The organism is Novosphingobium naphthalenivorans NBRC 102051, assembly GCF_001590985.1.
Taxonomy (GTDB): Bacteria; Pseudomonadota; Alphaproteobacteria; order Sphingomonadales; family Sphingomonadaceae; genus Novosphingobium; species Novosphingobium naphthalenivorans.
In genome coordinates this window covers 46,429-67,979 of the sequence record NZ_BCTX01000015.1, presented here as the reverse complement: position 1 = coordinate 67,979, position 21,551 = coordinate 46,429, and the positions used below count along the sequence as shown (strand labels likewise).

Here is a 21,551-nt window from a genome sequence, read left to right as displayed (position 1 = left end):
TTGGCCTGCAGTGATGTTTCATGCCGGTAAAAAGACCGGCACAGCCCCCTTGCATTTAGAGGCAATCCCTTCCAAATGCGCGGGCGTTTTGACGCGCCAGCGGGCCGGACAGATCCATGAACATGACACACCCCTTTCGTGACGCCGACGGGGACAAACTGCGCGAAGAGTGCGGTATTTTCGGCGTTATCGGTGCCAAGGACGCGGCGAACATCGCCGCCGCCGGGCTTCATTCCCTGCAGCATCGCGGGCAGGAAGCCGTAGGCATCACCAGCTTCTCGGGCAGCGAGTTCCACTCGCACCGCGGCCTTGGCCACGTGGCGCAGGTGTTCCGCCAGAAGGAACTGGACACTCTGCCCGGCACCATGGCCTCGGGCCACGTGCGCTATTCCACCACTGGCGGTTCGGGCCTGCGCAACGTGCAGCCGCTCTTCGCCGACCTTGCCGACGGCGGTTTCTCGATCGCGCATAACGGCAACATTTCCAATGCGATGACGCTCAAGCGCGATCTCGTCTCGAAGGGCTCGATCTTCCAGTCGACTTCGGACACAGAGGTGATCATCCACCTCGTCGCGACCAGCCGCTATCCCACCCTGCTTGATCGCTTCGTCGATGCGCTGCGCATGGTCGAAGGCGCCTATTCGCTGATCTGCATGACCCCGGAAGGTATGATCGCCTGCCGCGACCCGCTGGGCATCCGCCCGCTCGTCATGGGCCGGCTTGGCGATGCCACCGTCTTCGCGTCGGAAACCGTCGCGCTCGACGTGATCGGCGCCGAGTTCACCCGCTCGATCGAGCCGGGCGAACTGGTGCAGGTCGATCACAAGGGCACGGTTTCCAGCCACCGCCCCTTCGGCAACCCCGACCCGCGCCCCTGCATCTTCGAGCACGTCTATTTCAGCCGTCCCGACTCGGTGATGGACGGCCGCTCGGTCTATCAGGTGCGCAAGCAGATCGGCGTCGAACTGGCCAAGGAAGCCTTCGCCGATGCCGACATCGTCATCCCGGTGCCCGACAGCGGGCTGCCGGCGGCGATCGGCTATGCGCAGGAATCGGGCATTCCCTTCGAACTGGGGATCATCCGCTCGCACTATGTCGGCCGTACCTTCATCCAGCCGGGTGACGCGGCGCGCCATGCCGACGTGAAGCGCAAGCACAATGCCAACCGCGCCATCGTCGAAGGCAAGCGCATCATCCTCATCGACGATTCGATCGTGCGCGGCACAACCTCGAAGAAGATCGTCGAAATGATGCGCGATGCCGGTGCCGCCGAAGTGCACATGCGCATCGCCAGCCCGCCGACCGAGCATTCCTGCTTCTACGGCGTCGACACCCCCGAACGGTCGAAGCTGCTCGCCGCGAACATGGACACTGAGGCCATGGCCGCCTTCATCAAGGCCGACAGCCTCGCCTTCGTCTCGATCGACGGGCTTTACCGCGCCGTCGGCGAAGCGCAGCGCAATCCCAAGTGCCCGCAGTTCTGCGACGCCTGCTTCTCGGGCGAGTACCCCACCAAGCTGACCGACTTTTCCGAGCGCGAAACGGCGGAACTCAGCGCGGCGTGAGCACGGACATGAGCGCTAAGCCCTTCGAAGGACAAGTCGCGCTGGTCACTGGCTCCAGCCGCGGCATCGGCGCGGCAACCGCCTTGGCCCTTGCCGAAGCCGGCGCGCACGTCGTCCTGACCGGGCGCGATACCAAAGCGCTCGAAGGCATCGAGGAACAGATCTTCCAGGCCGGCGGTTCGGCCACGATCGCCCCGGTCGATCTGGTCGAGCCCGACGGGATCGCCCGCCTTGCCTCGGCCGTCTCGCAGCGCTGGGGCAAGCTCGACATTCTCGTCATCAACGCCGCGATCCTGCCCGAGCTGACCAGCGTTGCCGATATCGACCAGAAGGCCTTCAACAAGGGCCTGACCACCAATGTGCTGGCCACGCAGGCGCTGATCGCCAATTTCGATCCGCTGCTGCGCAAGAGCGGCAATGCCCGCGTGATCGGCATGACCTCGACCGTGGCGACAAAGCCGCGCGCCTACTGGGGCGCCTATGCCGCCACCAAGGCCGCTTTCGAAGTGCTGCTGGACTGCTACGCGCAGGAAGTCGCCAATATCGCGAAAGTGCGCGTCGCCGTGGTCAATCCCGGCTCCACCCGCACGGCCATGCGCGCGCGCGCCTATCCGGGCGAAGCACCCGAGTCGGTCAAGCCGCCCGAAGTGGTGGCGCAGCGCCTGGTGGCCCTGCTCGGCGAACCCTTCGCGACCGGCCATCGCGAGACTGTTAACCAGTCTTGATAAGGGCATGGTAACTGCGGGTTGACATCTTAGGCAGAATCCGGCGCCATGGAGACGCCGCCAATGCTTGGGACGCAGGTGATCATGGTTCACACCCAGCAACAAAACTACGAAAACGCCGCGCAGGAAGACCGTAGCGCGCACCGGGTCAAGATTTCGATACCCGCCACGCTGCGCGCCTCGGGCGCCAAGGGCTATCAGACCGCGGTCCGAGACCTGTCGTTGTCCGGCTTTTCCGCCACGTCGATGACGCGGCTGCATCCCGGCACTTATTGCTGGCTGACGCTGCCCGGCATGGAATCGCTCGCCGCCAAAGTGGTGTGGTGGGACAACGGCCTCGTCGGCGCCGCGTTCGAAACCCTGCTGAGCCCGATCGTGCTTGACGCGATCCTCGTGCGCTGGCGCGGAGACGGCTACTCCGCCTGAGGCACCGGATGGAACGGCGCGGGCTTGCAGGTTCCGCTGGCCTTGCGTTCAATCCGCCCCAAAGGGGAATCGAAAATCTGATAGTCCGTGATCCTGCCGGCCGCGCGATCGAACGCGATGTGCCGGACCTGCCCTGCCCGATCGAGGTCGGCCAGTTTCAGCGGATGCGAAGCGGGATCGGCAATCCGGTAGCTCTGGTTCGGCAGGCATTGCCCATAACTGTACGAGTCCAGAGCCAGGTCGGCGCTGAAATCCAGATGATAGGGCAAAGTCTTCGGCGCAGCGGTTCCCACCTTCACCGTTTCCGACCCACTGCAACTCTCGCCGAACTGTGCGGACGGGGCCGCGGGCGCCGCGCCCAGCAGCAAGACGGAAAGACCGGCAATGGCGACAGGCTTCATAGAGCGCCTCCTTCACCCGCATGGCGAGGCAGCGCTCCAGCCTATGAACGGCGATTGAATGTCCGGCCTCAAGGCGCCTTCACCAGCGTGACTTGCGCCACGTCGATCCCGCCGCCCAGAAAACCGCCCTCGCAATACATCAGGTAGAAGCGCCAGAGCTGCACGAAGCGCGCGTCAAAGCCCGGCGGCAGGCGTCCTTCTTCCACGGCCACATCGAAATTCTCCCGCCACTGGCGCAGCGTGCGCGCATAGTCGAGACCGAAACCGTGACGGTCCTGCCAGACCAGCCCGCGCTCTTCGGCAAGACGGCGGAACTCGCTCTCGTTGATCAGCATCCCACCGGGAAAAATGAAGGTCTGGATGAAATCGGCGCTGCGGGCATATCCTTCAAAGATCTCGTCCAGCATGGCGATGTACTGGATCGCCGCCCTGCCCCCGGGCTTCAGGTTGCGGGCCACACAGTCGAGGAAATCCGGCCAGAACTGCCGCCCCACCGCTTCCACCATCTCGACCGAGACCACCGCATCGTAAGCCCCCGCAACGTCGCGGTAGTCCTGCTTGCGGAAATCGACGCTGCCTTGCGTGATCGCCCAGCGCCGCCGCGCGAAATCGAGCTGCTCGTCGGACAGGCTGATGGCATCGACATGAACCTGCCCGTGCCCGGCCATGAAGGCGGCCAGCGTGCCCCAGCCGCAGCCGACCTCCAGCACGCGGCCCCCCGGCTTGAGATCCAGCCGCTCGACAATCGCCCCCACTTTGGCCGATTGCGCTGCATCGAGCTCGGTCACGAACTGGGTCAGGGCATTGGGCCCATCCCGGCCGACGGCGGAATAAAGCGCGCTGGAATAGATCATCGTCTCGCCCAGCCATTGCTCGTAGAAATCGTTGCCGAGATCGTAGTGGGCGTGGATGTTGCGCAAAGCACCGGAGCGTGTGTTGCGGTGGAGCCAGTGGACGAAGCGCGTCACCAGCCGCCAGGGGCCATGCGCACGGGCCACGTTGCCCAGCGTTGCCGCATTGTTCATGAACAATGCGAACAGCGGCACCGGATCGGGACTGTCCCACTCCCCGGCTTCCCAGGCCTGATACCAGCCGACCGACCCCGCCGTCGCCAACCGCAGCAAGGCCCGCCAGCTGCGGATTTCGACCAAGGCGCAGAAGCCCGGCGCGCGGCCGCCCAGCAGGCGGGCCGTCCCGTCCGGAAACGTCGCCTGGACAGATCCCCGCAGCAGTCCCCGATCGATCCGGTCGAGAATCCGGTCTATCCCGCCGGACCACAGGCGCGCCAACCATTGCGGACCGATACCAATGGCCCGCCCGCCGGTGATCAGATCCTCACCCCTGCCTGGCGCATGCGCATTCATGATCCTCAATATGCGCCCGATGAACGGCACGGGCAATGGCAAGGCCGGGCAAAATCCGGCTTCGCTCAGCCCTTTGCCTGCTCCCATGCGGCCAAGGCCCGCTCACGCGCCGCGCGGTGTTCGATCAGGCGGGCCGGATAGCCGCCGGGCCGGCAGAGCGGCCCCGGATCGTGGATTTCGCCATCGGGCAGTGCGGCCAGTTCAGGCACCCATTGGCGGATATAGCCTGCTGCATCGAACTTCTCCGATTGTGACAACGGCGCCATGATCCGCACGAACATGTTCGAATCGACACCCGATCCCGCCGTCCACTGCCAGTTCACGGCATTGGAGGCATAGTCGGCATCGGCCAGCGTATCCCAGAACCACTGCTCGCCCCGGCGCCAGTCGATCAGCAGGTGCTTTACCAGGAAGCTGGCCGCGATCATCCGCACGCGGTTGTGCATCCAGCCGGTGTGCCAGAGCTGGCGCATGCCGGCGTCGACGATGGGATAGCCGGTGCGCCCCTGCTGCCAGGCCCGCAGGTCCTCGTCGGCGGCCTGCCCCGTGCGCCAGGGAAACCCATCGAACGCCTCGCGCGCGGAACGAGCGCCGTAATCCGGAAACTGCAGGATCACGTTCTGCGCATAGTCGCGCCAGCCCACTTCGCCGAGGAACGTTCCCACCGAGCCGCCTGCGTTGCTAACAGAATGCCAGATCTGCGCGGGCGAAATCTCTCCGAAATGCAGGTGGGGCGAGAGAAACGAAGTGGCATTCCCGGACGGCAGGTCTCGCTCTTCCCGATAGCGCGATGCCTTTCCTGCAAAGGCGCGCAGACGCTTGCGCGCGCCCTCTTCGCCCGGCTCCCAGAAGTCACGCATGCCACCGGCCCAGTCGGGCTTTACGGGCAGCAGGTTCCAATCGGCCAGATCCTCGGAGCGCGGCCAGCGTTCCGGCCCGGGAATGACATCGGGGCATGGCTGCGGCGCAGGCGGCGGCATCCGCTCGCTGAGCGCGCGCCAGAACGGCGTGTAGATCTTGTAAGGCACGCCCGCACCCGTCGTCACCGATCCGGGCGGAGCAAGGTAATTGCCGTGATGCAGGCACAGTGTCACGCGCTGGGCCACGGCCTTTTCGGCATTGCGCCACCACGGTTCGTAATGATGCAGCGCGTGCACTTCGCTGGCGCCCGTTTCTTCCGCCAATGCTGGCAGCACGTGCTCGCACCGGCCCCGGCGCAGGATCAGCCGCGAACCTTTCCCGCGCAGCGCCGCATCGAGGCTGGCCAGCGAATGGTGCAGCCACCAGCGCGAGGCGCCACCCATCGCGCGGTGCCTTGGCGTCTCGTCATCGAGCACATAGACGGGAATGACAGGCCCCTTGCCTGCCGCTTCGGCTATGGCACGCTGGTCGGACAGGCGCAGGTCGCGCCGCAGCCACACGATGACAGGAGAATGCATGGATTCGAAACGCCTTATTCGGACGCGTGTTTCCTAGCCGATGGCTGCTCGTGCCGAAACCGTCATGCTCTCCCCGCGGAGCCGCCGCATCACGCTGGCCGCGGCAGTCCTCTGCTGGCTCGGCTTCGCCATGATCGCATGGGCCGTGGCCACCGGACACACCGCCGCATTCGACAAGGCCGGATTGCTGTTCTGGCGCGGCAGTGGCCTGCACGCCCCGGACGCGCCGCGCGGGCTCACCATGGTGCGCGATATCACCGCGCTGGGCGGCACCCTGTTGCGCAATGTCTTCGCGCTCGGTGCTGTCGCCGCCTTGCTGTTCCTGCGCATGAAGCGCGAGGCCGCGCTGTTTACGCTGACCGTAATCGGCGGCTGGATCGTCGACGGCAGGCTGAAAGCACTCTTCGCGCGCGCCCGGCCCGACCTCGTCTCCCACCTGACCCAGGCGGGCGGATACAGCTTTCCCAGCGGCCACAGTTTCAACGCGGCGCTGATCTATCTGGCCATGGCGCTGACTTTCGCGGCCCTCACCCCGCGACGGTCCTTGCGCCATACCCTGATAGCCAGTGCCGTCGTGGTGAGCATGGCGGTCGCGTGGAGCCGCGTGTGGCTCGGCGTGCACTGGCCCAGCGACGCCATCGCCGGATGGCTCGGCGGCGCGGGCTGGGCGCTGACGGCCCATGGCCTGCTACACCGGCCATCGCGCGCACCGGGCCGATGAGGCCCGGCGGCGCGGGGGGTCAGTCCATCAGGCCGTGGGTAGCCTGGGGCTCTACCGTCCAGGTCTGGCCCTTGGCCAGCAGCTTGCCGAGATCGGCAGTCTTGCCTTCGATCAGCTTCGCGCGTTCGGCCACCACTTCGCTCTCGAAGGTCGGGCGCGGATCGTCGTAAATCACGCCGAGCGCCATCGGGAACACGCCGAAGGGCATTTCCACCAGCATGTGCGCCAGGCCCCGGTTCTTCACATTGTGAACCGCCACGCCCGCTGCCTGCCAGTCAGGCGTTCCATCTTCCCTGGCAACGACATCGACGACCTTGAGCGTCAGCGTGTCCGTGCACAGCGCCAGGCCCTTGGTGCCCTTGGCGAAGAGCAGCGGCTCGCCGTCGCGGCACCAGACCTGCGTGTCGTCGGCAACCTTCTTCTGGGTGAAGTCGTCGAAGCGGTCCTTGTTGTAGACGATGCAGTTCTGGAAGATCTCCACGAACGCCGCGCCCTTGTGCTCGTAGGCCGCCTTGAGCACCTCGGGCAGGTCCTTCGAGATGTCGTAGCCGCGCGCCACGAAGCGCGCGCCCGCGCCCAGTGCGAAAGCGCAGGGCAGCGCCGGGCGGTCGACCGAACCGATCGGGCTGGTCGGCGAGTTCGTGCCCACGCGGCTCGTCGGCGAGTACTGGCCCTTGGTGAGGCCGTAGATCTCGTTGTTGAACAGCATGATCTGGCAGTCGAGGTTACGGCGCAGCACGTGCATCGTGTGGTTACCGCCGATCGACATGCCGTCACCGTCGCCCGTCACCAGCCAGACGTCGAGCTCGGGATTGGCAAGCTTGATGCCGGTCGCGAAGGCCGGCGCGCGGCCGTGGATGGTGTGGAAGCCGTAGCTCTCGACATAGTAGGGGAAGCGGCTGGAGCAGCCGATGCCCGAGACGAACACGGTGTTCTTCGGGTCCGCGTTCACCATCGGCAGCGTGCGCTGCACGGCTTTCAGGATCGCATAGTCGCCGCAGCCCGGGCACCAGCGCACTTCCTGGTCCGATTCCCAGTCCTTGAGCGTCGTCGTGATGGGGGTCATGTCGTTCATGGTATTCGGTCCCCTCAGGCCAGAGCTTCGTCGATCGCGGCTTCAAGCTCGGCGATCGTGAAAGGCTGGCCGCTGGTCTTGGTCAGCGGCTGGGCGTCGACCAGAAACTGGTCGCGCAGCACGGTCTTGAACTGGCCGGTGTTCATCTCGGGCACCAGCACCTTGTCGAATTGCCTGAGCAGATCGCCCAGGTTCTCCGGCAGCGGCCAGACGTGGCGGACATGGACATGGCTGACCGCAAGGCCCTTCTTGCGGGCGCGCCGCACGGCCTGATGGATCGGGCCGTACGTCGAGCCCCAGCCGACCACCGCCAGCTTGCCGCTCTCCTCGCCCAGGCACACCTCCTGCGCGGGGATCGCCCTGGCGACGCCGTCGATCTTGGCCTTGCGGGCATCGGTCTGGGCCTGGTGGACGGCCGGCGAATAGTCGAGATCGCCGGTGTCGATGCCCTTCTCGATGCCGCCGATGCGGTGCATCAGATCGGCAGTGCCGGGCTTGATCCACGGGCGCACGCCGCGCGCGTCGCGCTTGAAGGGCAGCACCTTGCCGTCCGGATTGTTGGTCTCTTCCAGGAAGGAGACCGGGAACGGCGTGTAGCTTTCCGGATCGGGCACTTTCCATGGCTCGGAGGCATTGCCGATGTAGCCGTCGGTCAGCAGCACGACCGGGGTCATGAACTGCACCGCGATGCGGCAGGCCTCGATCGCGCATTCGAAGGCGTCGGCGGGCGAGCAGGCGGCGATCACCGGCATCGGCGCATCGCCGTTGCGGCCATAGACCGCCTGATAGAGGTCCGACTGCTCGGTCTTGGTCGGCAGACCCGTCGACGGGCCGCCGCGCTGCGAGTTGACGATGACCAGCGGCAGCTCGGTCATCACTGCAAGGCCCATCGCCTCGCCCTTGAGCGCAATGCCCGGGCCCGAGGACGAAGTGACGCCCAGATGCCCGGCATAGCTGGCGCCGATCGCCGAACAGATCGCCGCGATCTCGTCTTCCGCCTGGAAGGTGGTGACGCCGAATTCCTTCATCTTCACCAGATTGTGAAGGATCGCCGAGGCCGGGGTGATCGGATAGCCACCAAAGAACATCGGCAGGTGCGCCAGCTGCGCGCCCGCGACAAGGCCGAGCGAAACCGCTTCCGCGCCGGTGATCGTGCGGTAGAGGCCGGGCTCGGCCGGAACCGGATCGATGTGCAGCTTCTTGAGCGGCCCGGCCAGCTCCGCCGTCTCGCCATAGGCGTGCCCGGCATTGAGCGCGGCGATATTGGCATCGGCGAGCATCGGGTTCTTCGCGAACTTGCCCTTGAGCCAGTCGATCAGCGGCTGGCGGTCACGGTCGAACATCCACAGCGCGAGGCCCAGCGTCCACATGTTCTTGCAGCGCAGCGCTTCCTTGTTGCCAAGCCCGAACGGCTTCACGGCTTCCAGTGTCAGCGCCGAGATGTCGAAAGCCAGCAGGTCCCACCTGGCAAGGCTCCCGTCTTCGAGCGGATTGCTCTCGTACTTCGCCTTTTCCAGGTTGCGCTTGTTGAACTCGCCGGTGTCCGCGATCACCAGCCCGCCGGGCTTGAGCGCGGGCACGTTCACTTTGAGCGCGGCCGGGTTCATCGCCACCAGCACATCGGGCGCATCGCCCGCGGTGGTGATCTCCTGCGAGCCGAAATTGATCTGGAACGCGGAGACCCCGAACAGCGTCCCCTGCGGCGCGCGGATCTCGGCCGGGAAGTCCGGGAAAGTCGCCAGGTCGTTGCCCGCCAGCGCCGTCGACAGCGTGAACTGCCCACCGGTCAGCTGCATCCCGTCACCCGAGTCCCCCGCAAAGCGGACAACAACGGCTTCAGGTGAGTCTTCCTCCAAAGACGCCCCGGGTTCACGTGCGGCGGTAATACTGGCCATTATAATCCTCTTCGGCAAAGTGCCGGAACTGCTGTGTTATCCCGCCCCTGAGCCTCCCCGCTCCGGGACGCAACCTAGAAAATCTCTCAGGCAAACAATCCTGACATTCCCGCCTTGAGAACCATAAAACAAGCTAGTCAAGAGCGCCGGCTTGGGTCATTCTCTGCAGCATGCGTTGTGCCTCAGCGATCGAAGCCTCCCCTTTCGCCCAGCGCATCTCCCATAAATCATGGAATTACCCTTCCCAATGAATGACTTTTCGACTCTGCCCTACCGTCCCTGCGTCGGCGTCATGCTGGTGAATCACGACGGGAAAGTTTTCGTCGGCAAGCGAATCGACACGCGCGAGGGCGACTGGTGGCAGATGCCGCAAGGCGGCGTGGACCAAGGCGAGGACCTCAAGGCCGCCGCCCACCGCGAGCTGTGGGAAGAGACCGGCGTCAGCGAGCAGCACGTCACGATCCTGGCGCGCACCAAGGAAGAACTGCTCTACGACCTGCCGGACGAACTGATGGGCAAGCTGTGGAAGGGCAAGTACCGCGGCCAGCGCCAGCACTGGTTCCTCGGGCGCTTCGAAGGCACCGATGCGGACGTCAATCTCAATGCGCACAGGCCGCCCGAGTTCCTCGACTGGAAATGGGTCGAGGCGGAAACGCTGCCCGAGTTGATCGTGCCGTTCAAGAAGCGCGTCTATCGCGCAGTGCTGGAAGAGTTCCGGGCGCTGATTTAGGGTAACGAGCGCAAGGCCTGAGCAAAACCGCTCACCCTGAGCTTGTCGAAGGGTGTTGAACCAGGCGTCACGCCAGCATCCTTCGACAAGCTCAGGATGAGCGGAGAGGAGATGCAAATGTCACGCTCCCGGTCCTAATCAGCCTCAACCAAGTCCTTGACGAGAGGCCAGGCGGTAAGGCCAAAACTGTTCACAGGCGCGCCGTCAGACCGGAAGCCGATCGCATGGTAGAAACGCAGCGCCGTTTGTGTACTTTCGAGCCGCATCCTGCTGACCCCAGATGCCCGCGCCAACCTTTCCAGTTCGGCCATCACAGCCTTGCTGTACCCATGCCATCGCGCGCGCGGCGCAACATAGTTCAGCGCCACGATCCCTTTCGGCACAAGACATCCCATAGCCGCTAAACCAGCTTCGTCCTCCACGACAATGAACTGGCTGGCAGGATTGCCCATCCACTCTGCAACCGTATCCGGCGTCTTGTCGGCCAGCCAGGCATTCAGCAACCCAGCGTCCCGCCGATGATCGTCGATACAAAGTTCCGTGATGGATTCGCGCAAAAGCGAAGCGATTTTACTGGCGTCCGATGTCGACGCTGAGCGCATACGAACCGAGCCGACAATCACTGCGGCCGGCCCGAATGCTCAGCGCGCCGGACCTCAGTTCTCGCTGACCACCGGCTTGGGCGTCACCGCCTCGGCCGTGACCACGCGCTGGGACGGGCCCTTGGCGATGGCGGCGGCGAGGGTTCTCGCTTCCGAGCAGTCCTTGCCGCACAGCGTCTGCAGGCGGGCGAGGTTGCGGTTGGCCTTTTCGGTCGCGCCCTTTTCCGCCAGCGCCACGCCTTCTCCGGCCAGGGCCTCGACATTGCGCGGGTCCGCCGTCAGTGCAACGCGGTAGTAGTGCAGCGCCTTGCCCTGCAGTCCTTCCTTGCGCGTGGCATCCGCCAGTGCGAGCAGCACGCTGACACTGCCCGGCGAGACCGTCAGCGCGGATTCATAGGCATCGACCGCCGCATTATAGTTGCCGCTCGCCAGCGCCGCGCGCCCTTCGCTCAGCAGTGTCACCGCGCGCGGATCGAGCGCTTCGGGCGCTTGCGAATAGGAAACGCTGGAAGAGACGGCGGCAAGCAGGGAAAGGGCAACAGCAACGGGCGTGTAACGCATCAGCAAGTCCTTGGCCGAGGGTTTCGTCCTCATCATGGGGACGGACGCTATCACACGCAACCGAAGCGCGCGACGAAAAACCCGTCCGTGCCGTCATGAAACGGGGAGAGCCGGATACCCTGCCCGCGCGCCGTGCCGGCCGGAAGCGCGGGCGGCAGGGCCTGCCAGCCGGGATGGCGCCGAAGGAAGCCCTCCGCCTGTGTGGCGCCTTCCTCGTCCAGCAGCGAGCAGGTGACGAAGACCAGCCTCCCGCCCGGACGGACCAGCCCCGCCGCCACGTCCAGCAGCCGCGCCTGCGTTTCGACGTAGCGCGCCAGTTGCTTTTCCGTCAGCCGCCAGCGCGCTTCGGGATTGCGGCGCCAGGTGCCGGTGCCCGAACAGGGCGCATCGACCAGCACGGCATCGGCCTTCGCGGCAAAGCGCTCCAGCGCCTGCGCCTCGCGGGCGGGATCGAGCAGCACCGTCTCGACCATGGTGGCCCCGGCGCGTTCAGCGCGCGGAGCCAGGCGCGAGAGGCGGGTGCGGTCGACATCGCAGGCGATCAGCGTGCCCTGGTTCTCCATCGCGGCGGCCAGTGCGAGCGTCTTGCCCCCTGCCCCGGCGCACAAGTCGATCACCAGTTCACCCGGCCGCGCGGCCACCGCTTCGCAAGTGAGCTGCGAGCCGGTGTCCTGCACTTCGATAGCACCGGAGGTATAAGCGGGCGTCTGCTCGATCCGGGTTTCGGGCGGGTAGCGCCAGCCCTGGGCCGCGACGGTCCGCTCCGCCCCTTCGGGCAGGGTGAGGCGCCCGGCCCTGAGCGTGTTGACGCGAATATCGAGCGGAGCTCGATCGAGCAGCGCGGCGGCTTCGGTTTCCGCAACGCCGCTCGCGGCCAGCCGGTCCATCAGCCATTGGGGTGCGACGCCGCCTGCCGCCATGGCCTCGCCGGGAGTAATCGGTGCAGGTGCGTGGCGCGATCCGTTGAACAGCGCGGCGAGTTGTTCGTCCTCAGCCGCCACCCGCAGCATCGCCGCGCGGCCGCTGTCCGGCACTTCGCCGCAGGCGCGGATCGCACGGTAAGCCAGTTCGCGCACCGCGCGCCGGTCTCCGCTGCCGGCGAAGCGGCGCGGGCGGAACCAGTCGGCGATCAGGCGGTCGGCAGGCGCGCCATTGGTGCGTGCGGCCTCGATCACGAGGTCGAGGACCTCGATCGCGGCTTGAACGCGCGCGGCGGGGGTCATCGGGCCAGTCCTCCCCGGCACGGGGAGGGGGACCGCCGCAGGCGGTGGAGGGGATTCGCCCCACAGCGCCGTGCCAGACCGAGAGTCTCCTCCACCATGCTGCGCATGGTCCCCCTCCCCGTGCCGGGGAGGACAAGACCTCTCATGGCCTTACCGCGTCGGATAGTTCGGCGCCTCGCGGGTGATGGTCACGTCGTGGACGTGGCTCTCGCGCAGGCCCGCACCAGTGATGCGGATGAACTTCGAATTCTTGCGCAGATCCTCGATCGTCGGCGAGCCGGTGTAGCCCATGGCCGCCTTGATGCCGCCGACGAGCTGGTGGATCACGTCCTTGGCCGGGCCCTTGTAGGCTACCTGGCCCTCGATACCCTCAGGCACCAGCTTCATCTGGTCCTTGATGTCGCCCTGAAAGTAACGGTCCGCCGAACCCCGGCCCATCGCGCCGACCGAGCCCATGCCGCGGTACGACTTGTAGGCACGGCCCTGATAGAGGAACGTCTCGCCAGGCGCTTCCTCGGTGCCGGCCAGCATCGAGCCGATCATGACCGACGAGGCACCGGCCGCCAGCGCCTTGGCGGCATCGCCCGACGTGCGCAGACCGCCGTCCGCGATCACCGGGACGCCCGACTTGTCGGCCTCTTCGGCGGCTTCCATTACGGCGGTAAGCTGCGGCACGCCGACGCCCGCGACAATACGGGTGGTGCAGATCGAGCCGGGGCCGATACCCACTTTCAGGCAGTCCGCACCGGCATCGATCAGCGCGCGCGCGGCTTCGGCCGTGGCGATGTTGCCGGCAATGACCTGCGCCGAGTTGGAAAGCTTCTTCACCCGCTCGACCGCGAGCGCCACGTCCTTGTTGTGGCCATGCGCGGTATCGATCACCACCACGTCGCATTCGGCGGCCAGAAGCGCCTCGGTGCGCTCGAAGCCCTTGTCACCCACGGTGGTCGCAGCGGCGACGCGCAGGCGCCCGGCGGCGTCCTTGGTGGCATCGGGATAAGTGACGGCCTTCTCGATGTCCTTCACCGTGATGAGACCGACGCAGTGGAAAGCTTTGTCCACCACCAGCAGCTTTTCGATGCGGCGCTGGTGCAGCAGGCGGCGCGCTTCTTCCTGCGTGACGCCGAGACCGACGGTCGCAAGGTTCTCCTGCGTCATCAGCTCATGCACCGGCTGCGCGGGGTTGTCGGCAAAGCGCACGTCGCGGTTGGTGAGAATGCCAACCAGCTTGCCCGAAGCCTCAACCACCGGAATGCCGCTGATCTTGTTGACCTGCATCAGCTCCTGCGCCTCGCCCAGCGTGGCGGTGGGCGCGATGGTGATGGGATTGACCACCATGCCGCTTTCGAAGCGCTTCACCGCGCGCACCGCGGCGCACTGTTCCTTGAGCGTGAGATTGCGGTGCAGCACGCCGATGCCACCCATCTGCGCCATGGCAATCGCCATGTCCGCTTCGGTCACGGTATCCATCGCCGAGGAAATGACCGGAATGTTGAGGCAGATCTCGCGAGTCAGGCGCGTGCGCGTATCGGCCTGGGTTGGCACGATATCGGACTTGGCCGGACGCAGCAAAACGTCGTCGAAAGTGAGTCCGATCTGGATATCCATATGTGCCACCAATGCCTTTGCGGGGGAGAATCGTGGCGGCCCATGTAATCAAGCAGAGGGGATTGGGCTAGGGGGGAGTTTCCTTAGGCCACAACCAAACTTTGGCCCGGTGCGGCAGCGCCTGTCACTGGCCTGCTTTGAAAGGCACTTTCTTCGGATCGGCAAACCAGCGCCCCAGCGCCGTCAGCATCTTCACATCCTCCACCTCCCCGCCGAGTTGCAGCGGGTGCGAAAGATGCACGAGATCGTCGCTCGGGCGGTGATAGTCCCCCTCAAAGAAATCGCGCATCAGGCCGATCTTGCCGTAGGCCGTCGTCACCATGACGGCGGGAATATCGTGCTGCAACAGGGCCCAGCCGTCCTGCCGCCGCACATATTCGTTGGCCTCATCGTTTTCGAGCAGCTTGAAATGCTCGGCCTTGGCGACTTTCGCGATATCGGCATCGAGCCCGGTCATCCCCCGCCCAACAATGGCGAAAGGCGTGCCGGCCGGCGCGATCGCATCGGAATCGATATTGAACGCGGCCACGATATGGTCGAGCGGCAGCGGCGGGTTCTCGGCAAAGGCATGGGCGCCCAGCAGGCCCAGCTCCTCAGCCGTGGTCGAAAGGAAATAGACGTCGCGGTCCATCTGCGGCCCCTTGGCGAGACGGCGCGCGACTTCGGTCAGCGCCGCGACACCGCTGGCATTGTCGATCGCCCCGTTACAGATGCGGTCCTCTGCTGTCGGCTCGCCGCATTCGCCGAAGTGGTCCCAATGGGCCAGGAACAGCACGGCCCCGGCTTCGGGATGCCTGCCGGGAATCTTACCGATCAGGTTGTGGGTGTGGATCGTCGTTTCGCGGGTCGTTGCTTCCAGCGAAGCGCTCACGTCGAGCGTGATCGGCGCGAAGCCCGGCTCTGCTGCTGCTTTTTCCAGAGCATCGAGCGTATGCGCCGTGCCTTTGAGCAGCGCTGCCATGGAATCGCGGCTGATGAACGCTTCCAGATCGCCGCCAAGAGAGTCATCGGCGAGGGCATAGCCGGAGCGCTGCCGCCGGGCGGCGACTTCCTCCATGTTACGGTCGCCGTCGAGCACGGTCAGCACGGCCGAAGCGCCCATCGCCAGCAGCGCGTTCTGCCGCTTGCTGTCGGGCGTATCCCCATCGAGCAGGACGGCGATCCGCCCGGCCAGCTCGTTGCGGGTAAACTCCTCCCCTTCGGCGCGGCCAACGAACAGCAGCGGCGCGTTGCGGACAAGGCTGCGCTTGCCCGACGTCAGCACCAGCACGTCCTGCGGCGTGATCGGCGTGCGATACCCTTTGCGCAGGAACCGCGCGGACGAAGCCGCCGGTTCGCGCGCGACCAGCGTAACCGGCGCGAACCATTCGTTGCCGGGGTCGTTGGTGCCCGAGACCAGCCCGATATTGTACCATTCCCGGCCAAGGTAGCGCAGAGTCTTGGCCTCGCCATCAGTGCCCGGCTCGCGGCCATCGAAATCGTCGCTGGCGAGAACTTCGATGTGCGCCCGCAGCCGCGCTTCAAGATCGCGGTCAGCGCGGCTGGGTCTGGCCGGAGATGGCCCTGATACGGCAATCAGGGCTACGCCGAGCGACGCCAGCGCCACTTTCCTTGCCATGCCTGCCAATGAACCCGGACCCATCACGATCAGTCTATACGCCGATTCTCCTTCCCGGGTGAAAAATTTGCGGGAAGGCCCCGGTCTTTCGTCATTTTTCCGAAATCGGCGTCCGGACATGGCAGACCGGCAACACCATGAGCGCTGCGGCTGCACGGCGAGGTCACGCAACGGGACATGCGATAGGGATTGATCCCGGGTCCGCCGCGCGGCTACCCATTCATCCGGAGGCGCGCCGGGCGCCGGTAACGAAGGACGCGCGCCCATGCGATTGAAGAGGTTCAACCCCGCCAACATCCGCGTCGGCCGGGCTGACGGCGGCGGGAGCCGCATACCCGGCGGCGGCGGCACGGTGGGATGCGGCACGCTGGTGATCGTACTGATCGGCGCCTTGGTGTTCGGCGTCGATCCCGGCCAGATGCTGGGCACGCTCGAAAACGTGCAGCAGCAACAAAGCCCGAGCGCGGCGCCGCAGGCCACCTCCACCGACGCCACCGCCCTGTGCACCGAAAATGCCTATTCGCTCGAAGCCTGCAACGCACTGGATTCGCTCAACAGCACCTGGGAGCCGCTGTTCCGGCAGGCCAGCATCTCGTTCGAGCAGCCAGTGCTGCGCTTCTACAACGGCACCGGCCAGTCCGGCTGCGGCGCGGCCCAGAGCGCGATGGGACCGTTCTACTGCCCCGCCGACCAGGGCATCTACATCGACACCAGCTTCTACGATCAGCTCGACAAGCAACTCGGCGCCAAGGGGGACTTCGCGCGCTACTACGTCGTCGCGCACGAATACGGGCACCACATCCAGCACCTGCTCGGCCTCGACAGCCAGGTGCGCAGCGCCCAGCAGAAAAGCCCTTCGCAGGCCAATGCCCTGCAAGTGCGGATGGAATTGCAGGCGGACTGCTATGCCGGGGTCTGGGCAGGCAAGAACCGGAACCTGATCGATCCGGGCGACATGGAGGAAGGCCTCACGGCCGCCAGCGCCATCGGCGACGATACGCTGATGAAGAACGCCGGCCGGCGCGTGACGCCGGAAAGCTTCACCCACGGCACCAGCGCCCAGCGCATGAAATGGCTCAAGACCGGCATCGATACCGGGAACGAGGACGCCTGTGACACGTTCAGTGATATGAGCTAGGGCCTCAGCCCAAGCTCCGTTCTGCCGGGCAAACAGGAGACAGAGATCATGCCCCGTTCCTGGATATCCGCCGCGATCGTCCTGTCGCTGGCGGCGTCGATGGCGGCAGGCCCCGCGCTCGCCAGCCAGCAGGACAAGCCGATCACCGACAAGGACCCGTCCAACGCGATGGACGTTGCCAAGACTCCGGTGGATGATCTCAATGTCGGGCGCGATGGCGAAATTCCGCCGCTGCTCACCGCCGCCGTCGCCGATCCCTATACGCTCGCGGGGCTGGGCAAGTGCCGCCAGCTTTCCTCCGCGATCACCGACCTGGACGCCGTGCTCGGTCCCGACATCGACCTGCCGCAGGAAGAACGCGACCGCATCAGCGGCGGCCGGGTGGCCAAATGGGTGGTGGCCTCGTTCATCCCCTTCCGCGGATTGATCCGGGAAATCTCGGGCGCCAACGATCAGGACCGCAAGGTCAGCGCCGCGATCCAGGCGGGCGTGGCGCGGCGCGGGTTCCTGAAAGGCGTAGGCGCGGCCCGTGGCTGCAAGTATCCCGCGCGCCCTGCACCGCAGGCCGTCGTCCAGGCCCACCTCGAACAGCTCACCGCGGAAGAGCGCAAAGACGGCAAGCCGGCACGCGACAAGGCCGCCAAGAAGGCCAAGGCAAAAAGTGGCTCCGGCGTCACGTACACTTCCGAACCGGTGGTGCAGCCGGTTCCGTAAGAGCTGCCACCGGGACGAACGCACAGTGTTCGCCCCGCGACGGCGAAGCGTGTCACATCTGCCGGATCAACCGGCCGGCGCCTCGCCTCCCTCATTCCCATGCCGGCCTACGCTGACCCAGTCGACATGGCGCGTCGCGTACATGACCCCGGCCAGCGCCACGAACAGCAGCACCGCACCGATCATCAGCGACCACGCTTCCAGATTGAGCAGCACGAACAGCAGCGCATAGAGCCCCACCAGCAAGGCGCCGATGAAGCGCGCCCGTTTCCAGCTCTTGAGTACGGCGGCGCTATAGGCGGTCAGCAGGCCAATCACGGCCGCGCTGGCGACGAGATAGGCCGCGGTAAAGCCGATCACTTCGGCAAAGGCGAGCAGGAGCACGAAGAACAGCACCAGCCCCGCGCCCGTCAGCAGATATTCCACCGACGCCACCCGCGCCCCGCCGACAATATCGAACAGGAAGAAAGCGAGGAAGGTAAAGCCGATGAACAGGAAGCCGTATTTCACCGAGCGATTGACCTTGGAATAGAGGTCCACCGTCTCGATCAGGCTGACACTGACGGCGCGGCTGGCATTGCCCGACAATTCGACCGGATCGTAATCGTAAGTGCCGGGATTTCGCGGGGCGCCATAGTCCTCCATCGACACCGGCGGCTGTCCCAGTGCCAGCTTGTCGACCGTGTAGCTGGCCTTGAAACCCTTTTCGGAAATCTGCGGCTTTTCGGGCAGGAACGAACCCTCGAAGCTGGGGCTGGGCCAGGCGGAGGACACGGTCCACGACGTCGATCCGCCACGCGGGACCAGACTGATCGTGCGGCTGCCGCGCAAGCCGAAGGCATAGTCGACGACGATCCGGCCAGCGCCGTCCCAGTCGACGAAAGCGAAGAACCCCTGCCCGCCGGACGCCGCCGGCCCATTGCCGGGCTGGACTTCGAGCGGCTTGCCATCCACGGAAATCGTCCCGCCGGTGGTCAGCCCGCGCGCATCCGACGCGCCAATCCGCAGTTCCGCACGATCCCACAGGATCTTGTCACGCGTGACGCCGAACCGGTCGAGATCGGATGGTAGCGCGAACGTCGCCTTGCCTTGCGTCTTTGCCGTGAACAGCACCGACCGGTAGATCGACTTGCGCCGTTCCTCCGGCTCGATCCGGGTCGAAACCCGGTTGGTCAGGGGCGAAATGTAGAGAGGCTTTTCCACCTCGACGACGCGGCTGACCTGCCTGCCATCGACAGTCTCGTTCTGGGTCTGCGTGGTCCGGTAGGGAACGACCATGACCGGGCCCGACAGCACTTGCGGCCCGCCCCACCCCGCATTGATCGAAGCCTGCGCGGTTTCCGACTGATCCTGCCGGTCATAGACGAGGGCATAGACCAGCATCAGCGGCACGATCAGCACGAGGCTGACCAGTCCCACGAACAGCAGCTTCATGCCCGGCGAACGTTCGCGGTGCAGTGCCCTGCCCTTCGGGCCAGCCTCTTTCCTGGTGCTCTCTCCAGAGTTCGTCATCACGTGCCTCTCTCCCTCCGGCACCATGATGCCCGGATCGCGGGGCATCCGCTACCCCGCCTTTCCTGCCACTGAACGGCCCGCCGAAGTTCGGAAAAACGAAAGCACCGGCGCGATGAAACGCATCCGGTGCTTCCTGTGGTCCCGATCGGGCGAAATCAGTGCTCCTCATGCATCTCCTTGAAGGCATCGGCAATTTCGCGATCCAGATCGGCGAGAATGTTCGCGCGGGTCTGGGCATCGAGGGCGCGATTGGAAACGATGGCCTGACGGGCTGATTTCAGCGCGGTGACGGTTGCCGTCATCGCCACTTTGGGCACGCCCGTGCAGATCACGGCCGACGTGCTGCTGCCATCCTTCCCCGAGCGGGTTTCGCGGCGGTGGCTGTCGGCGGGGCAATCCTCGTCGAGGATCATTTCCTGCGTGATCCGCTGCTGGCCGCGCTCGTCCTTGCGCGTGATGCGGATGACTTTCTTGCCATCGCGCGTCACCGATTCCTCGACCTGCGGCGCGCGGGCGGCGGCTTCGGTCGCCATACGCTCGGCCTCCGCGGCGCGGCGTTCGACTTCGGCAGCCGGGCGCTCCATCGCCTGCTCACGGGCCTTGCTGATCCAGACCTTGCGCTCGACGGAGGGCGCTGCCGGGGGAGCAGGTGGTGCCGGAGGAGCCGGAGGCATCGGGGCCGCAGCATCGCCCGCATCCCATTTCGGCGGCGCGGGCGGTTCCGGCGCGGCGGGCGGCTCCGGAACCTCGGCTACAGCCAGATGCTCTGGCACCGTGGGCACCGCAGGGACCGCCGGAACGGCCGGTACAGCGGGAACGGCCGCGAGGCCCGTGGTTTCCGCATCCTCCATCGCGGCGTAGCTGACCGTGGCCGTGGCCGGCACCGTGACGACCGCGACGGCGAACAGGCTGCGGCCAAGCACCCGGCGGGCCGGACTGATATCCTTGTGCGCCAGCGCCTTGAGGCGGTGGATGATCGGCTTGTCGCCGGTGAGCGGCCCCGCCATCGGCGCGGCCAGCGCAAGCCGGGTTCCCGCAGCATAGGACGCGATCAGGCGGCCGTAACGCGCCCGGACGTTGCGGTCGCGCCCCGCCATGACGCGGGCATCGCAAGCCGCTTCCTGATCGCCGCGCAGCGCGCGCCATGCCGCCCATGCCAGCGGATTGAACCAGTGCAGAGCAAAGAGCGGCTGCATCGCGATGATCGCCAGGAGGTCGTTCCCGGCATGATGTTCCAATTCATGCGCAATGGCGAAGTCGGAGCTTTCGGAGTCGGTTTCCGCAAGGAACCCCGATGGCAGTGCCACCACCTTGTCGAACACACCGAAAGCGAGCGGCGCGGCCGCAGCCGGGCTTTCCACGATGCGCACGCCCCCGGCCGTAGCGACCTGACGCGCCTCGGCCAGAAGCTCCCGGCGCATGGTGAAATAGTTCCAGCACCGCCATGCCAGGAAGGCCGCAGCGCCCGCCAGCCAGAGCCCAAGGAGCAGTTCCGTCCCCGGGACCTGCGCAAGCAGGCCGGGACCGGCCATTTCCAGCGGCGCGCTTGTTGCCGCCGCCGGAAGTACCGGGAGTGCCGGAGCAGCCTGCGTGACGGGCTCGACAGTGGCCGCGCCTGCCACGACCGGCTCGATCGCGACCTTGGGCAGCAGCATGAACCCGCGCGGCAGGGCCAGCGGCGGCAGGACCAGCCGGATCATCGGCAAGGCCCAGAGCGCATAGGCCGCATTGGGCCCGAACCAGCGGCCCACCGGCCTGCGGACAAACAGCACCAGCGCCATGAGCGCCCCGGTCATCACGAGCGTATCGGTCAGCCATTCGATCATGACTTCAGCTCCTTCAGCAGGGCTTCGATTTCGGCGATGTCATCGGGGGTCAGCGCCTCGGACTTGGCGAGATGCGCAAAGAGCGGCGCCGCACGCCCGCCGAACAGGCGGTCGACCAGACGGCGGCTTTCGGTGCCGACATAGTCCGACCGCGCAATGCGTGGCGAATAGAGGAAGCGCTTGCCGTCCGGCTCTGTGGCCACCGCCTGTTTGGCGACGAGACGCGAGAGCAGCGTCTTGACCGTATTGAGGCTCCACCCGCGCTCACCGCAGACCGTCTCGCAGACTTCCTGCGCCGTCAGCGGGCTGCGCTGCCACAGGGCCTCCATGACGGCCTGCTCGGCCTCGGAAATACGCTCAGGCTGATCGGGCTTTGCCGCCACTCATCCCTCCATCGTTTACACA

At 66.0% G+C, this 21,551-nt stretch carries 20 protein-coding genes; 7 read left to right on the top strand and 13 right to left on the bottom strand.

What is annotated here, in order from left to right:
* Window positions 1–116: 116 nt before the first annotated feature.
* From purF to NN5_RS07155, 3 genes are all read left to right on the top strand, one after another.
* Entirely contained in the window at window positions 117–1,565 is a 1,449-nt protein-coding gene (purF, locus tag NN5_RS07165; protein ID WP_067733397.1) for an amidophosphoribosyltransferase, read from the top strand.
* A gap of 8 nt (window positions 1,566–1,573) precedes the next feature.
* On the top strand, window positions 1,574–2,290 hold the full coding sequence (locus NN5_RS07160; RefSeq protein WP_067733392.1) for an SDR family NAD(P)-dependent oxidoreductase: 717 nt from the start codon (window positions 1,574–1,576) through the stop codon (window positions 2,288–2,290).
* Between the two features lie 84 nt (window positions 2,291–2,374).
* Entirely contained in the window at window positions 2,375–2,716 is a 342-nt protein-coding gene (locus NN5_RS07155) for a PilZ domain-containing protein (RefSeq protein ID WP_067733417.1), read from the top strand.
* Here the strand turns inward: NN5_RS07155 and NN5_RS07150 are convergent.
* From NN5_RS07150 to NN5_RS07140, 3 genes are all read right to left on the bottom strand, one after another.
* Window positions 2,704–3,117: a hypothetical protein gene (locus tag NN5_RS07150; protein ID WP_067733390.1), complete on the bottom strand. Its 414-nt coding sequence runs from the start codon at window positions 3,115–3,117 to the stop codon at window positions 2,704–2,706. The two genes, NN5_RS07155 and NN5_RS07150, sit on opposite strands and share 13 nt — an antisense overlap.
* A gap of 68 nt (window positions 3,118–3,185) precedes the next feature.
* Window positions 3,186–4,481: an SAM-dependent methyltransferase gene (locus NN5_RS07145; protein WP_067733388.1), complete on the bottom strand. Its 1,296-nt coding sequence runs from the start codon at window positions 4,479–4,481 to the stop codon at window positions 3,186–3,188.
* A 65-nt stretch (window positions 4,482–4,546) separates the two neighbouring features.
* Window positions 4,547–5,920, bottom strand: coding sequence for a cryptochrome/photolyase family protein (locus NN5_RS07140; RefSeq protein WP_067733386.1), 1,374 nt, complete (start codon window positions 5,918–5,920; stop codon window positions 4,547–4,549).
* A gap of 40 nt (window positions 5,921–5,960) precedes the next feature.
* On the opposite strand from NN5_RS07140, the gene NN5_RS07135 reads away from it, so the two are divergent.
* A complete protein-coding gene (locus tag NN5_RS07135; protein ID WP_084384785.1) occupies window positions 5,961–6,641 on the top strand; it encodes a phosphatase PAP2 family protein in 681 nt (226 codons plus the stop codon).
* A 19-nt stretch (window positions 6,642–6,660) separates the two neighbouring features.
* Here NN5_RS07135 and NN5_RS07130 read toward each other — a convergent pair whose 3' ends face one another.
* Together NN5_RS07130 and NN5_RS07125 are read right to left on the bottom strand one after the other, a co-directional pair.
* Window positions 6,661–7,716: a 2-oxoacid:ferredoxin oxidoreductase subunit beta gene (locus tag NN5_RS07130; RefSeq protein ID WP_067733383.1), complete on the bottom strand. Its 1,056-nt coding sequence runs from the start codon at window positions 7,714–7,716 to the stop codon at window positions 6,661–6,663.
* 14 nt (window positions 7,717–7,730) lie between these two features.
* Entirely contained in the window at window positions 7,731–9,611 is a 1,881-nt protein-coding gene (locus NN5_RS07125; RefSeq protein WP_067733381.1) for a 2-oxoacid:acceptor oxidoreductase subunit alpha, read from the bottom strand.
* A 247-nt stretch (window positions 9,612–9,858) separates the two neighbouring features.
* Here NN5_RS07125 and NN5_RS07120 point away from each other — a divergent pair, with 247 nt between their 5' ends.
* On the top strand, window positions 9,859–10,341 hold the full coding sequence (locus NN5_RS07120; RefSeq protein ID WP_067733377.1) for an RNA pyrophosphohydrolase: 483 nt from the start codon (window positions 9,859–9,861) through the stop codon (window positions 10,339–10,341).
* A 134-nt stretch (window positions 10,342–10,475) separates the two neighbouring features.
* On the opposite strand, the gene NN5_RS07115 is transcribed toward NN5_RS07120, so the two are convergent.
* From NN5_RS07115 to NN5_RS07095, 5 genes are all read right to left on the bottom strand, one after another.
* The gene (locus tag NN5_RS07115; RefSeq protein WP_157081048.1) at window positions 10,476–10,964 is read right to left on the bottom strand and encodes a GNAT family N-acetyltransferase; all 489 of its coding nucleotides are present in this window, start codon (window positions 10,962–10,964) and stop codon (window positions 10,476–10,478) included.
* A gap of 33 nt (window positions 10,965–10,997) precedes the next feature.
* Window positions 10,998–11,540, bottom strand: coding sequence for a tetratricopeptide repeat protein (locus NN5_RS07110; RefSeq protein WP_067733375.1), 543 nt, complete (start codon window positions 11,538–11,540; stop codon window positions 10,998–11,000).
* Window positions 11,541–11,554: 14 nt separating this feature from the next.
* A complete protein-coding gene (locus tag NN5_RS07105) occupies window positions 11,555–12,727 on the bottom strand; it encodes an RsmB/NOP family class I SAM-dependent RNA methyltransferase (protein ID WP_067733374.1) in 1,173 nt (390 codons plus the stop codon).
* 150 nt (window positions 12,728–12,877) lie between these two features.
* On the bottom strand, window positions 12,878–14,335 hold the full coding sequence (guaB, locus tag NN5_RS07100; RefSeq protein WP_067733372.1) for an IMP dehydrogenase: 1,458 nt from the start codon (window positions 14,333–14,335) through the stop codon (window positions 12,878–12,880).
* Window positions 14,336–14,459: 124 nt separating this feature from the next.
* A complete protein-coding gene (locus NN5_RS07095) occupies window positions 14,460–15,953 on the bottom strand; it encodes a M28 family peptidase (protein ID WP_067733414.1) in 1,494 nt (497 codons plus the stop codon).
* Between the two features lie 265 nt (window positions 15,954–16,218).
* On the opposite strand from NN5_RS07095, the gene ypfJ reads away from it, so the two are divergent.
* Both ypfJ and NN5_RS07085 read left to right on the top strand, forming a co-directional pair.
* Window positions 16,219–17,091 (top strand): KPN_02809 family neutral zinc metallopeptidase, encoded by an 873-nt coding sequence (gene ypfJ / locus NN5_RS07090; protein WP_067733368.1) that lies wholly within the window; start codon window positions 16,219–16,221, stop codon window positions 17,089–17,091.
* A gap of 48 nt (window positions 17,092–17,139) precedes the next feature.
* Window positions 17,140–17,805, top strand: coding sequence for a hypothetical protein (locus NN5_RS07085; protein WP_067733367.1), 666 nt, complete (start codon window positions 17,140–17,142; stop codon window positions 17,803–17,805).
* Between the two features lie 66 nt (window positions 17,806–17,871).
* Here NN5_RS07085 and creD read toward each other — a convergent pair whose 3' ends face one another.
* From creD to NN5_RS07070, 3 genes are all read right to left on the bottom strand, one after another.
* A complete protein-coding gene (creD, locus tag NN5_RS07080; RefSeq protein ID WP_067733413.1) occupies window positions 17,872–19,317 on the bottom strand; it encodes a cell envelope integrity protein CreD in 1,446 nt (481 codons plus the stop codon).
* Window positions 19,318–19,475: 158 nt separating this feature from the next.
* The gene (locus NN5_RS07075) at window positions 19,476–21,146 is read right to left on the bottom strand and encodes a M56 family metallopeptidase (protein ID WP_067733366.1); all 1,671 of its coding nucleotides are present in this window, start codon (window positions 21,144–21,146) and stop codon (window positions 19,476–19,478) included.
* Window positions 21,143–21,529 (bottom strand): BlaI/MecI/CopY family transcriptional regulator, encoded by a 387-nt coding sequence (locus NN5_RS07070; protein ID WP_067733365.1) that lies wholly within the window; start codon window positions 21,527–21,529, stop codon window positions 21,143–21,145. The genes NN5_RS07075 and NN5_RS07070 overlap by 4 nt, the downstream gene beginning before the upstream one ends.
* Window positions 21,530–21,551: the final 22 nt, after the last annotated feature.

Bases quoted from the DNA above. Each gene is read 5' to 3' on its own strand.
- purF (WP_067733397.1), top strand. From the start codon at position 117: ATGAACATGACACACCCCTTTCGTGACGCCGACGGGGACAAACTGCGC.
- NN5_RS07160 (WP_067733392.1), top strand. From the start codon at position 1,574: ATGAGCGCTAAGCCCTTCGAAGGACAAGTCGCGCTGGTCACTGGCTCC.
- NN5_RS07155 (WP_067733417.1), top strand. From the start codon at position 2,375: ATGGTTCACACCCAGCAACAAAACTACGAAAACGCCGCGCAGGAAGAC.
- NN5_RS07150 (WP_067733390.1), bottom strand. From the start codon at position 3,117: ATGAAGCCTGTCGCCATTGCCGGTCTTTCCGTCTTGCTGCTGGGCGCG.
- NN5_RS07145 (WP_067733388.1), bottom strand. From the start codon at position 4,481: ATGAATGCGCATGCGCCAGGCAGGGGTGAGGATCTGATCACCGGCGGG.
- NN5_RS07140 (WP_067733386.1), bottom strand. From the start codon at position 5,920: ATGCATTCTCCTGTCATCGTGTGGCTGCGGCGCGACCTGCGCCTGTCC.
- NN5_RS07135 (WP_084384785.1), top strand. From the start codon at position 5,961: ATGGCTGCTCGTGCCGAAACCGTCATGCTCTCCCCGCGGAGCCGCCGC.
- NN5_RS07130 (WP_067733383.1), bottom strand. From the start codon at position 7,716: ATGAACGACATGACCCCCATCACGACGACGCTCAAGGACTGGGAATCG.
- NN5_RS07125 (WP_067733381.1), bottom strand. From the start codon at position 9,611: ATGGCCAGTATTACCGCCGCACGTGAACCCGGGGCGTCTTTGGAGGAA.
- NN5_RS07120 (WP_067733377.1), top strand. From the start codon at position 9,859: ATGAATGACTTTTCGACTCTGCCCTACCGTCCCTGCGTCGGCGTCATG.
- NN5_RS07110 (WP_067733375.1), bottom strand. From the start codon at position 11,540: ATGATGAGGACGAAACCCTCGGCCAAGGACTTGCTGATGCGTTACACG.
- NN5_RS07105 (WP_067733374.1), bottom strand. From the start codon at position 12,727: ATGACCCCCGCCGCGCGCGTTCAAGCCGCGATCGAGGTCCTCGACCTC.
- guaB (WP_067733372.1), bottom strand. From the start codon at position 14,335: ATGGATATCCAGATCGGACTCACTTTCGACGACGTTTTGCTGCGTCCG.
- NN5_RS07095 (WP_067733414.1), bottom strand. From the start codon at position 15,953: ATGGCAAGGAAAGTGGCGCTGGCGTCGCTCGGCGTAGCCCTGATTGCC.
- ypfJ (WP_067733368.1), top strand. From the start codon at position 16,219: ATGCGATTGAAGAGGTTCAACCCCGCCAACATCCGCGTCGGCCGGGCT.
- NN5_RS07085 (WP_067733367.1), top strand. From the start codon at position 17,140: ATGCCCCGTTCCTGGATATCCGCCGCGATCGTCCTGTCGCTGGCGGCG.
- creD (WP_067733413.1), bottom strand. From the start codon at position 19,317: ATGACGAACTCTGGAGAGAGCACCAGGAAAGAGGCTGGCCCGAAGGGC.
- NN5_RS07075 (WP_067733366.1), bottom strand. From the start codon at position 21,146: ATGATCGAATGGCTGACCGATACGCTCGTGATGACCGGGGCGCTCATG.